16 protein-coding genes are annotated in these 15,429 nt (G+C 68.5%); 12 read left to right on the top strand and 4 right to left on the bottom strand.

All coding sequences use genetic code 11. The features are described 5' to 3' along the window. The first annotated feature begins 5 nt into the window (after positions 1–5). From ACFY1J_RS13400 to ACFY1J_RS13350, 11 genes are all read left to right on the top strand, one after another. Entirely contained in the window at positions 6–1,358 is a 1,353-nt protein-coding gene (locus ACFY1J_RS13400; protein WP_390708915.1) for an MraY family glycosyltransferase, read from the top strand. A gap of 316 nt (positions 1,359–1,674) precedes the next feature. After that, positions 1,675–2,097, top strand: a complete 423-nt coding sequence (locus ACFY1J_RS13395) for a hypothetical protein (RefSeq protein ID WP_390708916.1) — start codon at positions 1,675–1,677, stop codon at positions 2,095–2,097. Between the two features lie 225 nt (positions 2,098–2,322). After that, the gene (atpB, locus tag ACFY1J_RS13390) at positions 2,323–3,144 is read left to right on the top strand and encodes a F0F1 ATP synthase subunit A (RefSeq protein ID WP_390708917.1); all 822 of its coding nucleotides are present in this window, start codon (positions 2,323–2,325) and stop codon (positions 3,142–3,144) included. A gap of 74 nt (positions 3,145–3,218) precedes the next feature. Next, complete coding sequence (locus ACFY1J_RS13385; protein WP_093474678.1) at positions 3,219–3,461, top strand: F0F1 ATP synthase subunit C; 243 nt, start codon at positions 3,219–3,221, stop codon at positions 3,459–3,461. 41 nt (positions 3,462–3,502) lie between these two features. Further along, complete coding sequence (locus tag ACFY1J_RS13380) at positions 3,503–4,045, top strand: F0F1 ATP synthase subunit B (RefSeq protein ID WP_390708918.1); 543 nt, start codon at positions 3,503–3,505, stop codon at positions 4,043–4,045. A gap of 5 nt (positions 4,046–4,050) precedes the next feature. Further along, on the top strand, positions 4,051–4,866 hold the full coding sequence (locus ACFY1J_RS13375) for a F0F1 ATP synthase subunit delta (RefSeq protein WP_390708992.1): 816 nt from the start codon (positions 4,051–4,053) through the stop codon (positions 4,864–4,866). A 131-nt stretch (positions 4,867–4,997) separates the two neighbouring features. Then, on the top strand, positions 4,998–6,590 hold the full coding sequence (gene atpA / locus ACFY1J_RS13370; RefSeq protein WP_390708919.1) for a F0F1 ATP synthase subunit alpha: 1,593 nt from the start codon (positions 4,998–5,000) through the stop codon (positions 6,588–6,590). Between the two features lie 21 nt (positions 6,591–6,611). Further along, positions 6,612–7,526, top strand: a complete 915-nt coding sequence (locus tag ACFY1J_RS13365; RefSeq protein WP_390708920.1) for a F0F1 ATP synthase subunit gamma — start codon at positions 6,612–6,614, stop codon at positions 7,524–7,526. Further along, positions 7,526–8,962 (top strand): F0F1 ATP synthase subunit beta, encoded by a 1,437-nt coding sequence (gene atpD, locus ACFY1J_RS13360; RefSeq protein ID WP_390708921.1) that lies wholly within the window; start codon positions 7,526–7,528, stop codon positions 8,960–8,962. Before ACFY1J_RS13365 ends, atpD begins: the two co-directional genes overlap by 1 nt. Positions 8,963–9,102: 140 nt before the next feature. Continuing rightward, the gene (locus ACFY1J_RS13355) at positions 9,103–9,477 is read left to right on the top strand and encodes a F0F1 ATP synthase subunit epsilon (RefSeq protein WP_390708922.1); all 375 of its coding nucleotides are present in this window, start codon (positions 9,103–9,105) and stop codon (positions 9,475–9,477) included. A 129-nt stretch (positions 9,478–9,606) separates the two neighbouring features. Next, complete coding sequence (locus ACFY1J_RS13350) at positions 9,607–10,053, top strand: DUF2550 domain-containing protein (RefSeq protein ID WP_390708923.1); 447 nt, start codon at positions 9,607–9,609, stop codon at positions 10,051–10,053. A 15-nt stretch (positions 10,054–10,068) separates the two neighbouring features. On the opposite strand, the gene ACFY1J_RS13345 is transcribed toward ACFY1J_RS13350, so the two are convergent. The 3 genes from ACFY1J_RS13345 to ACFY1J_RS13335 form a co-directional block, all read right to left on the bottom strand. Further along, the gene (locus ACFY1J_RS13345) at positions 10,069–11,892 is read right to left on the bottom strand and encodes a glycosyl hydrolase family 18 protein (RefSeq protein ID WP_390708924.1); all 1,824 of its coding nucleotides are present in this window, start codon (positions 11,890–11,892) and stop codon (positions 10,069–10,071) included. A gap of 124 nt (positions 11,893–12,016) precedes the next feature. Continuing rightward, positions 12,017–12,658 carry a response regulator gene (locus ACFY1J_RS13340; RefSeq protein ID WP_390708925.1) on the bottom strand — a complete coding sequence of 214 codons (642 nt, stop codon included), beginning with the start codon at positions 12,656–12,658 and terminating at the stop codon, positions 12,017–12,019. Continuing rightward, a complete protein-coding gene (locus ACFY1J_RS13335; protein WP_390708926.1) occupies positions 12,655–13,827 on the bottom strand; it encodes a sensor histidine kinase in 1,173 nt (390 codons plus the stop codon). Before ACFY1J_RS13335 ends, ACFY1J_RS13340 begins: the two co-directional genes overlap by 4 nt. A gap of 152 nt (positions 13,828–13,979) precedes the next feature. Here ACFY1J_RS13335 and ACFY1J_RS13330 point away from each other — a divergent pair, with 152 nt between their 5' ends. Next, positions 13,980–14,525 (top strand): hypothetical protein, encoded by a 546-nt coding sequence (locus ACFY1J_RS13330; protein ID WP_390708927.1) that lies wholly within the window; start codon positions 13,980–13,982, stop codon positions 14,523–14,525. A 322-nt stretch (positions 14,526–14,847) separates the two neighbouring features. Here ACFY1J_RS13330 and ACFY1J_RS13325 read toward each other — a convergent pair whose 3' ends face one another. Then, entirely contained in the window at positions 14,848–15,420 is a 573-nt protein-coding gene (locus ACFY1J_RS13325; protein WP_390731243.1) for a cob(I)yrinic acid a,c-diamide adenosyltransferase, read from the bottom strand. Positions 15,421–15,429: the final 9 nt, after the last annotated feature.

Genomic DNA, 15,429 nt, shown 5'->3' with positions numbered 1-15,429 from the left:
AGCCCGTGCGTGAATACCTGCTGACGCTCTGTATCACGGCCGCGGTGACGTATCTGCTGACAGGGCCGGTACGTAAGTTCGCGATCGTGGCCGGAGCCATGCCGGAGATCCGGGCACGTGACGTGCACCGGGAGCCCACTCCGCGCCTCGGCGGTATCGCGATGTTCTTCGGCCTGTGCGCGGGTCTGCTGGTCGCCGACCATCTGACCAACCTCAACGAGGTCTTCGAGAAGTCGAACGAGCCGCGCGCGCTGCTCTCCGGGGCCGCGCTGATCTGGCTGATCGGCGTCCTGGACGACAAGTTCGAGATCGACGCCCTGATCAAGCTGGGCGGCCAGATGATCGCCGCGGGCGTCATGGTCATGCAGGGTCTGACGATCCTGTGGCTGCCCATCCCGGGCGTCGGCAACGTGGCGCTGACCCAGTGGCAGGGCACGCTGCTGACGGTGGCGCTCGTCGTCATCACGATCAACGCGGTGAACTTCGTGGACGGCCTGGACGGACTGGCCGCGGGCATGGTGTGCATCGCCGCGACCGCGTTCTTCCTGTACTCGTACCGGATCTGGTACTCGTACGGCATCGAGGCGGCCGCCCCGGCGACCCTCTTCGCGGCGATCCTCATGGGCATGTGCCTGGGCTTCCTGCCGCACAACATGCACCCCGCGCGGATCTTCATGGGCGACTCCGGCTCGATGCTGATCGGGCTGGTGCTGGCCGCGGGCGCGATCTCGATCACCGGTCAGCTCGACCCGGACGCGCTGGCCCTGTTCACCGGCTCCGAGAAGGCAGCCGTGCATCAGACGGTGCCCGTCTACATCCCGCTGCTGCTGCCGCTGACGATCATCGCGGTGCCGGCCGCCGACCTGGTGCTGGCCATCGTGCGCCGCACCTGGCGCGGACAGTCGCCGTTCGCCGCCGACCGGGGTCATCTGCACCACCGGCTCCTGGAGATCGGCCACTCGCACAGCAGGGCCGTGCTGATCATGTACTTCTGGTCGGCGCTGATCGGCTTCGGCGCGCTGGCCTACTCGGTGAACTCCGCGTCGATGTGGATCGTGCTCGGCGTCGTGTTCTTCAGCGCGATCGGTCTGCTGCTGCTCCTGCTGCCGCGGTTCACCCCGCGGGCCCCGCGCTGGGCCGAGCGCTTCGTGCCGCCGCGCTACCGCCGTGGCCGCGCGGCCGAGGCCCACGCCGAAGCCCACGCCCCCGCCCCCGCCGCGGCCTTCGAGGCGGCCCCGGCGGCCGGCGAGGAGCAGCCCGCCCCGGTGCCCGCCGGTCTGACCGGGGTCAACGGCGCGACCGCCATCGGTCCCCGTTCGCGGTTCCTGGACGGACGCAAGGCCGGATCGTCGCGCTGACGTTCTCCCGGTAAGCCCGCCAAGGTAAGAATCTGACTAGAGCATTGCCAACTCGTGGGGGAGCAAAGTTCCCCAATACCAGACATCTCACCCCGGTTTCCGCGCAGACGCGCAGGGTCACTCTCATGTGTGACAGCGAGCACACGTACCAGGTAAAGACCTCATCAAATAGTTTGTGATACGGTTCACGAGAACCCCGGATAGAGCCGAAGGACCCGAGTACGACGGTCCAATGGCCTGAGGTCTAGGACTCTCTGACCGGGACTACGCTCGTCCATGACGACACCCTGCCCCCTGTGAAAGCGGAGTTGCCGCCATGCCGTCCAATGACGTCCGGATCCTGGCCCAGGCCGCCGTACCCACGGCTGCCGTCGGCGCGCTTGCCGCCGTCGTCAGCGCCGTGGTCGCGGGCGGCAAGGGGGCGATCGGGGCCGTCGTCGCGACGCTGGTGGTGATCCTCTTCATGGGGATCGGCCTCTACGTCCTGCAGCGCACTGCCAGGTCGCTTCCGCACCTGTTCCAGGCCATGGGGCTCATGCTCTACACAGCACAGTTGCTGCTGCTGTTCGTCTTCGTCGCCGCGTTCAAGAACACCACGCTGTTCAATCCCAAGGCCTTCGCCATCACGCTCGTGGTCGGCACCCTCACCTGGATCGCCGCGCAGACGCGTGCGCACATGAAGGCCAAGATCCTCTACGTCGAACCCGAGAAGTCCGAAAAGACCGGGCACTCGTCGTGAGAGGTAGGGCCGGGATAAAGGCGCATGAGAGATCCTGCTATCGTCCGGTGCCAACTGCGGCATCGCGGGCGCGGGCATCCGAGCTGACGCCTGCTCAATCGCGAGGCGAGATGCCCCACAGCCGCCCCCACATCCGTAACACCAGTCCCGTGCCGAACCGCGGCCGCACGCCGCGCCGACACAACGAGGTTGCCGTACCTATGCGCCATGCTGAAGGAGCCCGCGGTGAGTGCTGACCCGACGCAGGTGCTCGCCTTCGAGACCGACTGCCACATCTTCGACGGCTGTGGCTTCCCGGCTCCCGGCCTGCACTCGTTCCTGTTCAAGCCCCTGTGGGGCGATGCCGACAGCAACGTGTACTTCAACAAGACGATGCTGCTGGCGCTGCTCGGCTCCGTCATCATCGTCGGCTTCTTCTGGGCGGCCTTCCGCAGGCCCAAGGTCGTCCCGGGGAAGATGCAGATGGTCGCCGAGGCCGGCTACGACTTCATCCGGCGCGGTGTCGTCTACGAGACCATCGGCAAGAAGGAGGGCGAGAAGTACGTTCCGCTGGTCGTCTCGCTGTTCTTCTTCGTGTGGATGATGAACCTCTGGTCCGTCATTCCGGTCGCCTCCTTCCCGGTGACGGCGATCATCTCGTACCCGCTCGTCCTGGCGCTGATCGTCTACATCCTGTGGATCTCGCTGACCTTCAAGCGCCACGGCTTCGTCGGCTTCTTCAAGAACGTCACCGGGTACGACAAGTCGCTGGGCGCGGTCCTGCCGCTCGCCATGACCATCGAGTTCTTCTCGAACCTGCTGGTGCGGCCCTTCACCCACGCGGTGCGACTGTTCGCGAACATGTTCGCGGGCCACACCCTGCTGCTGCTCTTCACGATCGCCAGCTGGTACCTGCTGAACGGCATCGGCATCGCCTACGCCGGCGTCAGCTTCCTGATGACCCTCGTGATGACGGCCTTCGAGCTCTTCATCCAGGCACTGCAGGCGTACGTCTTCGTTCTCCTGACGTGCACCTACATCCAGGGCGCCCTCGCCGAGCACCACTGAGCGCCCCGCCTCACCACCCCTGATCGTCCGGTGGCCAACCCCCACCGGTCCGTAAAGAAGAAGGAAGAATCGGCATGTCCGCTCTCCAGACCCTTGCTGCCGACGGCGTCCACGGCTCCCTCGGTTCCATCGGCTACGGCCTCGCCGCCATCGGCCCCGGCGTCGGCGTCGGCATCATCTTCGGTAACGGCACGCAGGCCCTGGCCCGCCAGCCCGAGGCTGCCGGCCTGATCCGCGCCAACCAGATCCTCGGCTTCGCCTTCTGTGAGGCGCTCGCCCTCATCGGTCTGGTCATGCCGTTCGTCTACGGCACCTGATCAGCCGATCAGCGACAGCCCCCTAGACGAAAGGCACTGACATGAGCCAGCTGCTCATTCTGGCGGCGGAGAAGGAAAACCCCCTCATCCCGCCGATCCCCGAGCTCGTCATCGGCCTGCTCGCCTTCGTCATCGTCTTCGGCTTCCTCGCCTGGAAGCTCCTTCCGAACATCAACAAGGTTCTGGAGCAGCGCCGCGAGGCCATCGAGGGCGGTATCGAGAAGGCCGAGGCCGCTCAGACCGAGGCCCAGAGCGTGCTTGAGCAGTACAAGGCTCAGCTCGCCGAGGCCCGGCACGAGGCCGCGCGCCTGCGCCAGGAGGCGCAGGAGCAGGGCGCCACGCTCATCGCCGAGATGCGGGCCGAAGGCCAGCGGCAGCGTGAGGAGATCGTCGCCGCCGGTCACGCCCAGATCGACGCCGACCGCAAGACCGCTTCCGTCGCGCTGCGTCAGGACGTCGGCAAGCTCGCCACCGAACTGGCCGGCAAGCTCGTCGGCGAGTCCCTCGAGGACCACGCCCGCCAGAGCCGTGTGATCGACCGCTTCCTCGACGAGCTCGAGGAGAAGGCCGAGGCGACCCGATGACGGGTATGCACGGAGCGAGCCGCGGGGCACTGGCAGCCGCGCGTGAGCGTCTCGACGCGCTGACGGACACCACGTCCGTGGACGCGACGCGGCTCGCCGACGAGCTGGCGGCCGTCACCGCGCTGCTCGACCGTGAGCCGTCGCTGCGTCGGGTCCTCACCGACCCGGCGCAGGCCGGCGAGGCCAAGGCCGAGCTGGTGCGCCGACTGATCGGCGGCCAGGTCAGCGGCGAGGCCGCCGACCTGGTGTCCGGCCTGGTCCGTTCCCGCTGGTCGCAGTCTCGCGACCTGGTGGACTCGCTGGAGGTGCTGGCGGACGTCGCCGACCTCACGGCGGCGGAGAAGGCGCACACGCTCGACGACGTCGAGGACGAGCTGTTCCGGTTCGGCCGGATCATCTCCTCGAACACCGAGCTGCGCGCCGCGCTGACCGACCGCAAGGCCGGCACCCCGGCCAAGATCGAGCTGCTGCACCGGCTGCTCGGCGGCCGTGCCAAGCCGGCCACCGAGCGTCTGGTGACACGCCTTGTGACCGCGCCGCGGGGACGTAGCCTGGAGGCGGGACTGGAGTCCCTGTCCAAGGTCGCCGCCGAGCGCCGGGACCGCCTGGTCGCCGTCGTCACCTCGGCGGTGCCCCTGAGTGACACGCAGAAGCAGCGCCTGGGCGCCGCCCTCGCGAAGCTCTACGGCCGCAAGATGCACCTCAACCTCGACGTCGACCCCGAGGTCGTCGGCGGGATCCGGGTGCAGGTCGGTGACGAGGTCATCAACGGTTCCCTCGCGGACCGTCTTGAGGACGCCGCCCGCCGCATGGCGAGCTAGCAGCAACGCGGTAATCGAAAAAAGTAATTACGGCCCTGGTTGGGCCGTGCAGAGGATTCACCTCGTTCAGGGGGGAGTCCCCATCCCCCCAAGTGAAACTTCGGGCCCAACAAGGAGAGCAGGGAACCCAGATGGCGGAGCTCACGATCCGGCCGGAGGAGATCCGGGACGCGCTGGAGAACTTCGTCCAGTCGTACAAGCCGGACGCGGCCTCGCGCGAGGAGGTCGGTACGGTCACCCTTGCCGGCGACGGCATCGCGAAGGTCGAGGGCCTGCCCTCGGCCATGGCCAACGAACTGCTGAAGTTCGAGGACGGCACCCTCGGACTCGCGCTCAACCTGGAAGAGCGCGAGATCGGCGCCATCGTCCTCGGTGAGTTCAGCGGCATCGAGGAGGGTCAGCCGGTGCAGCGCACCGGTGAGGTCCTCTCCGTCGCGGTCGGCGAGGGCTACCTCGGCCGCGTCGTCGACCCGCTCGGCAACCCGATCGACGGTCTCGGCGAGATCGAGACCAGCGGTCGTCGCGCCCTCGAACTGCAGGCCCCCACGGTCATGCAGCGCAAGTCGGTGCACGAGCCGATGGAGACCGGCTACAAGGCCGTCGACGCGATGACCCCGGTCGGCCGTGGTCAGCGTCAGCTGATCATCGGTGACCGCCAGACCGGCAAGACCGCCCTGGCCGTCGACACGATCATCAACCAGCGTGACAACTGGCGCACCGGCGACCCGAACAAGCAGGTCCGCTGCATCTACGTCGCCATCGGCCAGAAGGGCTCCACCATCGCGTCGGTCCGCCGCGCGCTGGAGGAGAACGGCGCGCTGGAGTACACGACCATCGTCGCCGCCCCGGCGTCCGACCCGGCCGGCTTCAAGTACCTGGCGCCCTACACCGGCTCGGCCATCGGCCAGCACTGGATGTACGAGGGCAAGCACGTCCTGATCATCTTCGACGACCTGTCGAAGCAGGCCGACGCCTACCGCGCCGTGTCGCTGCTGCTGCGCCGCCCGCCGGGCCGTGAGGCCTACCCGGGTGACGTCTTCTACCTGCACTCCCGGCTGCTGGAGCGCTGCGCGAAGCTCTCCGACGACATGGGCGCCGGCTCGATGACCGGTCTGCCGATCGTCGAGACCAAGGCCAACGACGTCTCGGCGTTCATCCCGACCAACGTCATCTCCATCACCGACGGCCAGTGCTTCCTGGAGTCGGACCTGTTCAACGCCGGTCAGCGCCCCGCGCTGAACGTCGGTATCTCCGTCTCCCGAGTCGGTGGTTCCGCGCAGCACAAGGCGATGAAGCAGGTTTCCGGCCGTCTCCGCGTCGACCTGGCCCAGTTCCGTGAGCTGGAGGCGTTCGCCGCCTTCGGTTCCGACCTGGACGCGGCCTCGAAGTCGCAGCTGGAGCGCGGTCAGCGCATGGTCGAGCTGCTGAAGCAGGCCCAGTACCAGCCGATGTCCACCGAGGACCAGGTCGTCTCCGTCTGGGCCGGCACCACCGGCAAGATGGACGACGTTCCGGTCGTCGACATCCGCCGCTTCGAGAAGGAGCTCCTGGAGTACCTGCACCGCAAGGAGCAGGGCCTCATGACCTCCATCAAGGAGGGCGGCAAGATGTCCGACGACACGCTGACGGCCGTGGCCGACGCGATCGCGGACTTCAAGAAGCAGTTCGAGACCTCCGACGGCAAGCTGCTCGGCGAGGACACTCCGGCCGCTGCCGCCAAGTGACGTAAGGAAGGGACCTGACTCATGGGAGCCCAGCTCCGGGTCTACAAGCGTCGCATCCGATCCGTCACCGCGACCAAGAAGATCACCAAGGCGATGGAGATGATCGCCGCCTCGCGTGTCGTCAAGGCGCAGCGCAAGGTGGCGGCCTCCACGCCGTACGCGACCGAGCTCACCCGCGCGGTCACGGCGGTCGGTACCGGTTCGAACACCAAGCACCCGCTGACCACGGAGACGGAGAACCCGAGCCGTGCCGCGGTCCTGCTCCTCACGAGCGACCGCGGTCTGGCCGGTGCCTTCAACTCCAACGCCATCAAGGCGGCGGAGCAGCTGACCGAGCGCCTGGAGCGCGAGGGCAAGCAGGTCGACACGTACATCGTCGGCCGCCGTGGTGTCGCCCACTACAACTTCCGTGAGCGCAAGATCGCGGAGTCGTGGACCGGCTTCACCGACGAGCCCTCGTACGCGGACGCCAAGAAGGTGGCGGAGCCTCTGATCGAGGCCATCGAGAAGGAGACGGCGGACGGCGGCGTGGACGAAATCCACATCGTCTTCACCGAGTTCGTCTCGATGATGACGCAGACGGCGCTCGGCGCCCGGCTGCTGCCGCTGCGCCTCGAAGAGGTCGCGCAGGAGACGCCGAAGGGCGAGATCCTGCCGCTGTTCGACTTCGAGCCCTCGGCAGAGGACGTCCTCGACGCCCTGCTGCCGCGCTACGTGGAGAGCCGTATCTACAACGCGCTGCTCCAGTCGGCCGCTTCGAAGCACGCCGCCACGCGGCGCGCGATGAAGTCGGCGACCGACAACGCCGGTGAGCTCATCGAGAGCCTCTCCCGGCTTGCCAACGCGGCCCGCCAGGCCGAAATTACCCAGGAAATCAGCGAGATCGTCGGTGGCGCGAGCGCCCTGGCCGACGCGACCGCGGGGAGTGACCGCTAATGACCACCACTGTTGAGACCGCGACGGCCACGGGCCGCGTCGCCCGGGTCATCGGCCCGGTCGTCGACGTGGAGTTCCCCGTCGACGCGATGCCGGAGATCTACAACGCCCTTCACGTCGAGGTGGCCGACCCGGCCAACGCCGGCGCGAAGAAGACGCTGACCCTGGAGGTCGCCCAGCACCTGGGTGACGGCCTGGTCCGCACCATCTCCATGCAGCCCACCGACGGTCTGGTCCGCCAGGCCACGGTGACGGACACCGGCTCCGCCATCTCCGTCCCCGTCGGTGACTTCACCAAGGGCAAGGTGTTCAACACCCTCGGTGAGGTGCTGAACGTCGACGAGACCTACGACGGCGAGCGCTGGCCGATCCACCGCAAGGCCCCGAACTTCGACGAGCTCGAGTCGAAGACCGAGATGTTCGAGACGGGCGTCAAGGTCATCGACCTGCTCACCCCGTACGTCAAGGGCGGCAAGATCGGCCTGTTCGGCGGCGCCGGCGTCGGCAAGACGGTGCTCATCCAGGAGATGATCTACCGTGTCGCCAACAACCACGACGGTGTCTCCGTGTTCGCCGGTGTCGGTGAGCGCACCCGTGAGGGCAACGACCTCATCGAGGAGATGACCGACTCGGGCGTCATCGACAAGACCGCCCTGGTCTTCGGTCAGATGGACGAGCCCCCGGGCACCCGTCTGCGCGTCGCGCTGGCCGGCCTCACCATGGCCGAGTACTTCCGTGACGTCCAGAAGCAGGACGTGCTGTTCTTCATCGACAACATCTTCCGCTTCACGCAGGCCGGTTCCGAGGTCTCCACGCTGCTCGGCCGTATGCCCTCCGCGGTGGGTTACCAGCCGAACCTGGCCGACGAGATGGGTCTCCTCCAGGAGCGCATCACCTCGACCCGTGGTCACTCGATCACCTCGATGCAGGCGATCTACGTCCCCGCGGACGACCTGACCGACCCGGCCCCGGCCACCACCTTCGCCCACCTCGACGCGACGACGGTTCTGTCCCGTCCGATCTCCGAGAAGGGCATCTACCCGGCCGTGGACCCGCTGGACTCCACGTCCCGCATCCTGGACCCGCGGTACATCGCGCAGGACCACTACAACGCGGCCATGCGCGTGAAGACGATCCTGCAGAAGTACAAGGACCTCCAGGACATCATCGCGATCCTCGGTATCGACGAGCTCGGCGAGGAGGACAAGCTCGTCGTCCACCGTGCCCGTCGTGTGGAGCGCTTCCTGTCCCAGAACACCCACGTTGCCAAGCAGTTCACCGGCGTGGACGGCTCGGACGTGCCGCTCGAAGAGTCGATCGCCGCGTTCAACGCGATCTGTGACGGTGAGTACGACCACTTCCCCGAGCAGGCGTTCTTCATGTGCGGTGGCATCGAGGACCTCAAGGCCAACGCCAAGGAGCTGGGCGTCTCCTGAGCCCCGTGCTCATCTGAGAGGGGCTGGGCATCTCCCTCCGGGGTCGCACCCGGCGGGGGTGTGTCAGCCCCTCTCTCCACGCCCTCTAGAATTGACCCACACCCGGCACTACCGCCGGGTGGTGACCCGAGGAGCCACCCTTGGCTGCTGAGCTGCACGTCGAGCTGGTCGCCGCGGACCGCCAGGTCTGGTCCGGCGAGGCCACCCTGGTCGTCGCGCGCACCACCTCCGGCGACATCGGCGTCATGCCCGGTCACCAGCCGCTGCTCGGTGTGCTGGAGTCGGGCCCGGTGACCATCCGTACGAGTGATGGTGCAACGGTCGTCGCCGCGGTGCACGGCGGTTTCATCTCGTTCGCTGACAACAAGCTGTCGCTGCTGGCCGAGATCGCCGAGCTGTCGGACGAGATCGATGTCCAGCGCGCGGAGCGGGCGCTCGAGCGCGCGAAGTCGGACGCGGACGCGTCCGCCGAGCGCCGCGCGGACGTTCGACTGCGTGCGGCGGCATCGCGCTGAACCAGCGCACTGTGTGATGACGTCACTCAGCCGCGGCTGGGACCGGAGCAATCCGGCCCCAGCCGCGGCTGAGGCAGATGTGGGTGTTTTTTCCGTTCCGTTACCTAGGAGACGAGGAGGTCGGTGCCGATGGTCCTCGCTCTGACTGTGTGCGGAGTCGTGGTCGCGCTCGTGGTGGTGGGACTCTTCCTGTTCGGCCTGCGGCGCAGACTGATCCAGCGGTCCGGCGGAACCTTCGACTGCAGCCTGCGCTGGGACGTACCGGAGAAACCCGACGCCAGCGGCAAGGGCTGGAGCTATGGCGTCGCCCGCTACAACGGCGACCGGATCGAGTGGTACCGGGTCTTCTCCTACGCCCCCCGCCCGCGCCGCGTCCTGGAACGCTCGCAGATCGAGGTGGCGGGCCGCCGGGTTCCCGAGGGCGAGGAGGAACTGGCGCTGCTCTCCGACGCCGTCATCCTCGCCTGTACCCATCGGGGCATCCGCCTCGAACTCGCCATGAGCGAAGACGCGCTGACCGGATTTCTCGCGTGGCTGGAAGCAGCCCCGCCCGGTCAGCGCGTCAATGTTGCTTAGAGAGCCATGACTCCGTTACGACAGCCCGGAGTTGATGGCGCTCACCAGTTCGCCGTTGCTGGTGTCACCGCTGAACTCCCAGAAGAAGGCGCCGCCCAGGCCCTGGGACTTGGCCCACGCCATCTTGCTGTTGATGGTGGCGGGAGTGTCGTACGACCACCAGTTGCTGCCGCAGTGCGCGTACGCCGTGCCCGCGATGGTGCCGGTGGCCGGGCAGGACGTCTTGAGCACCTTGTAGTCCTCGATGCCCTGCTCATAGGTGCCGGCCGCGGGGCCCGTGGCCGTGCCGCCCGGTGCGTCCTGGGTGACGCCGGTCCAGCCGCGGCCGTAGAAGCCGATGCCGATGAGCAGCTTGCTCGCGGGCACGCCCTTCGCCTTGTACTTGGCCATCGCGTCGGCCGTGGTGAAGCCGGCGGTCGGGATGCCGCTGTACGAGGTGAGCGGGGAGTGCGGGGCCGTCGGACCCTGCGCCGCCCAGGCGCCGAAGAAGTCGTACGTCATCACGTTGTACCAGTTGACGTACTGGGCCGCGCCCGCGTAGTCGGCCGCGTCGATCTTGCCGCCGGAGGAACCGTCGGCGGTGACCGCGGCGGTGACCAGGCTGTTCGAGCCGAACTTGGCGCGCAGCGCGGACATCACGTTCTTGAAGGCCGCCGCCCCGCTGGTGTCACAGGACAGACCGCACGCGTTCGGGTACTCCCAGTCGATGTCGATGCCGTCGAACACATCGGCCCACCGCGGGTCCTTGACCAGGTTGTAGCAGGACTGCGCGAACGCGGCCGGGTTGGCCGCCGCCTGTCCGAAGCCGCCGGACCAGGTCCAGCCGCCGAAGGACCACAGCACCTTGATGTTCGGGTACTTGGCCTTCAGCTCGCGCAGTTGGTTGAAGTTGCCGCGCAGCGGCTGGTCCCAGGTGTCGGCGACGCCGCTGACCGACTGGTCGGCGGTGAAGGCCTTGTCGTAGTCGGCGTAGGAGTCGCCGATCGCGCACTGGCCGCCCGTGACGTTGCCGAACGCGTAGTTGATGTGGGTGATCTTGGCGGCCGAGCCGGACGTCACCAGGTTCTTGACGTTGTAGTTGCGGCCGTAGATGCCCCACTCGGTGAAGTAGCCGAGCTTGACCTTGTCGCCGGTGGGCGGGGGATTGGTGCCGCCACCGGTGGTGTGGACCGCGACCGCGCCGCTGACCGGACCGGTCTGGTCGGCGGTGTCACGGGCCTGGACGGTGTAGGAGTAGTCGGTGCCGGCGCTCAGGCCGTTGTCCGTGTACGAGGTGGTCGTCACGGTGGCGACCTTCGAGCCGTCGCGCAGCACGTCGTAGTTCTTGATGCCCTTGTCGTCGGTCGCCGCCGACCAGGACAGCTTCACCGAGGTGTCGGTGATGTTCGACGCGGTCGGGGTGCCGGGCGCGGAGGGCGCCGCGTCACCGGGGACCGTGGTGCCGTCGCAGCTGTCGCCGTTCAGCTTGCAGTTGGACGGTGAGCCGGAGCCGGCGCCGTTGAAGCCGAAGGAGACGGAGGCACCCGGGGCGATGGAGCCGTTGTAGGACTTGTTCTTGGCGGTCCAGTGGGTGCCGGAGGAGGTGACGTCCGCGTCCCAGGCCGAGGTGACGGACGTACCGGAGGGGAAGTCCCACTCGATCGTCCACGAGCTGATGGCGGTGGTGCCGGTGTTCTTGACGGTCCACTTGCCCTCGAAGCCGGACCCCCAGTCCTGGGTCTTGGCGTAGGTGGCGGTGGCGGTCGTCGCGGCCTGGGCGGGGCTCGCGAGGCCTACCAGTCCGGCCAGGGGGAGCAACAGGGTCGCGAACCCTGCCGCGGCTCTGTGTCTGAAGCGCATGCTGCGCCTCCCTCTTTCTCGGGGGTGTCAGGGGCATGACTGAGCCTTCACGCCCACGGTGCCGCGAGAATAGAAAGGTCTGGACCACGGGTCAATAGGTCTGGACCACTCGCCCGGAATTCCCCTAGATCCCCAACTCCTGGGCAAGCACGGCCGCTTGGACCCTGCTGCGCAGCTCCAGCTTCGCCAGCAGACGGCTGACGTGCGTCTTCACGGTCCCCTCCGCCATGTCCAGCTGCTCGGCGACCCCCGCGTTGGACAGCCCCTCCCCGAGGCAGGACAGCACCTCGCGCTCACGGGGGGTCAGCGACTCCAGGACCGCGGGATCGGCGCTCGACTCCCGCACCGGCCGCGCGGCGAACTCGGCGATCAGCCGCCGGGTGACGGCCGGGGCGACGATCCCCTCCCCGCGCGCCACCGTACGCACCGCCTCCAGCAGATCCTTCGCTTCGGTGTTCTTCAGCAGAAACCCGGCCGCACCGGCCCGCAGCGCCCCGAAGACATACTCGTCGAGGTCGAAGGTGGTGAGCACCAGCACGTCCGCGAGCCCCTCCGCGACGACCTTCCGGGTCGCCGACACCCCGTCGAGACGCGGCATCTGAACGTCCATCAGCACCAGATCCGGCCGCAGTTCCCGGGCCAGCGCCACCGCCCGCTCCCCGTCCGCCGCCTCGCCGGCCACCTCGATGTCGGGCGCGCTGTTCAGGATGAGCACCAGTCCGGCGCGCACGGCGGACTGGTCCTCGGCGACCAGGACGCGGATCATTCGGGGTCTCCTTCGGTCACGGGAAGGGTGGCACGTACGGTCCAGAGCCCGTCCTCGGGGCCTGCGTCGAACCGGCCGCCCAGCAGGGTCGCCCGCTCCCGCATCCCGGTCAGCCCGGCGCCGGAGCCGGGGGCGCGGGGGGCGTCCCGATGACCGTAGGGGCTGGTCACACGGAGGTCGAGCATGCCGTCCCGCTGCGCCAGGCGGACGGTGACACGGCCCGGGCAGGCGTGCTTGAGCGCGTTGGTCAGGGACTCCTGGACCATGCGGTACGCGGCCAGCTCGACCGGGGCGGGCACCCGGCCGTGGTCGGCGTCCAGGGTGACGTCGAGGCCATTGGCACGGGCGCCGTCGACCAGGGTGGTGAGGCCGTCGAGGGTGGGGGTGGCGGACGGCTCGTGTTCGCCGCCGCGGTCCCGCAGGATCCCGATCAGCCGCCGCATCTCGGCGAGCCCCTCGACGCTGTTCTCCCGGATGACGACGAGGGCTTCCTTGGAGGTGCCGGGGTCGTCGATGGACAGCGCGGCCGTGGAGTGAATGGCGATCGCGGACAGATGGTTGGCGACCATGTCGTGCAACTCGCGGGCCACCCGCGCCCGCTCGGCGGTCACCGCCTGGACGCGGTCCATCTCGGCCAGCAGCGCGGTCTGTTCGGCACGCAGCCGGGCCGCCTCGGCCGCGTCACGGTGGTCGCGCACGACCGAGCCGGTGGCGGCGGGGGCGAACGCCACCACGCCGACCCCGACCCCGATCAGCAGACCCGCCGGATCACGCCAGAGCGCGGCCGGCACCACCCCGCCGATCACCGTGAGCAGCCCGGTGATCCAGGGGATACGGCGGGCGGAGGCCGGGGTGCCGTACAGGACGGCCGCGTACATGAGGTCGGTGAACAGGACGACCGTGACCACGCTGCCCTGTGTCACCGTGTCCACGGTCAGCATGGCGGTGCCCACCAGCATGGCGAACCTCGGCCGGGTACGGCGCAGCAGCTCGCAGGCGGCCGTCACGGCCAGCGGCACCAGCACGGCCCACCGCTGCGGCCACAGCACGAGGCTGTCCGTGACCTCCCGGGGGCTGAGCCCGAGCCCCCACATCAGCACACCTCCGAGGAAGCCGCCCACGGCGATGCGTATGTCCTCGCGGTGCGGGCGCGGAAGCGTCAGGGCCATGCCCCCATCCAACACGGCGCGCGCACCGCACGCGTGCTCCTGTGGAACGGTCCCGAACTGCATCTTTCGATGTACGGGGAGTTCGTCACCGCCGATGACGCGATCCGCGCGGACCGACGGGAGCCTGGAGGGGTGACCGAGAGGAGCGAGACGTGATCGTCGGGTTGATCGTGGCCTGTGAGGTGGCCTTCTGGGTGCTGCTGGCGGCCGGACTTGCCTTCCGCTATCCGCTGAGGATGCCGCGCACCGGGCTGGCCCTGCTGCTGTGCGAGCCGCTGCTGGAGCTCGTGCTGTTCGCCGTCACGGCGATCGACCTCAAGAACGGCGCGGAGCCCGACTGGCGGCACGGCCTCGCGGCCGTCTACATCGGCTTCACCGTGGGCCTCGGGCACTCCACGATCAAGTGGGCCGACGCCCGGATCGCGCACCGGTTCGCCGGCGGCCCGCCGCCGGTGAGGCCACCGAGGTACGGCACGGCCCGCGCCATCCACGAGTGGAAGGTCGCGGGCCGCTGGATCCTGGCGTCCGTGGTGGCCATCGCCCTGCTCCAGGCCGCGGTCTGGTACGTCGGCGACGACGCCGGGACCGGTTCGCTGCGGGCGTGGCAGCTGAGGATGGTGTGGGTGATCGGCATCAACGTGATCATCGCCGCGAGCTACACCCTGTTTCCCAAGCGGGAGCCCGCCAAGCTTCCCTAGGGGGTGTCGTTTGGATCATCCCGGCGTCGCGGGCCCTGGCACGCACTCCCCCAAGCTCTTCGAGCAGGGGGGCCCCCCAGCCGCGTTGTCGTCACTCGCCCCCAAGCTCTCGGCTTCGCTCGAGCAGGGGGCACCCCCATGACCCCGCTCGGGGTCGGCCAGGCCGCACCGTTCGTCACGGCCGACCTGATCCAAACGACACCCCCTGGCGCTCCCCGCCCGGCACCCACAGCACGTCCCCGACCTCATTGTTGGCCGTCCGCGCCGGGATGCTGCATGTTCCGGGGGCAACCCCCGGACCCCCGGCCGGGGGCAGGTCATCTCAGCGTTCGCCGCCTGGAACCCAGAGGACATCTCCCGCGGCTTTGTTCGCTGTCCGCGCCAGGATGAAGAGCAGGTCCGAGAGACGGTTGAGGTAGGTGGCCGTCAGGGGGTTCATGATCTCGCCGTGGACCTCCAGGGCCGCCCACGTCGAGCGCTCGGCACGGCGTACGGCCGTGCAGGCCTGGTGGAGCAGGGCCGCGCCGGGGGTGCCGCCGGGGAGGATGAAGGAGCGCAGCTTCTCCAACTGCTCGTTGAAGCGGTCGCAGTCCGCCTCCAGCTTGTCGATGTAGAACTGCTCGACCCTGAACGGCGGGAACTCGGGGTTCTCCACCACCGGCGTCGACAGGTCCGCACCCACGTCGAACAGGTCGTTCTGCACCCGGGTGAGGACCTCGACGATCTCCTCCGCCAGGCCGCCCAGCGCGATCGCCGTACCGATCACCGCATTCGCCTCGTTGGCGTCGGCGTAGGCCGAGATCCGCAGATCGGTCTTGGCGACCCGGCTCATGTCACCGAGGGCGGTGGTGCCCTTGTCGCCGGTCCTGGTGTAGATGCGCGTCAGATTGACCATGTGACCAGC

The sequence above is a fragment of the Streptomyces sp. NPDC001406 genome, from assembly GCF_042895285.1.
In the GTDB taxonomy this organism is placed as follows: domain Bacteria; phylum Actinomycetota; class Actinomycetes; order Streptomycetales; family Streptomycetaceae; genus Streptomyces.
Note: the sequence above shows the minus strand (reverse complement) of the source record. Positions and strands in the feature narration are given on the sequence as shown.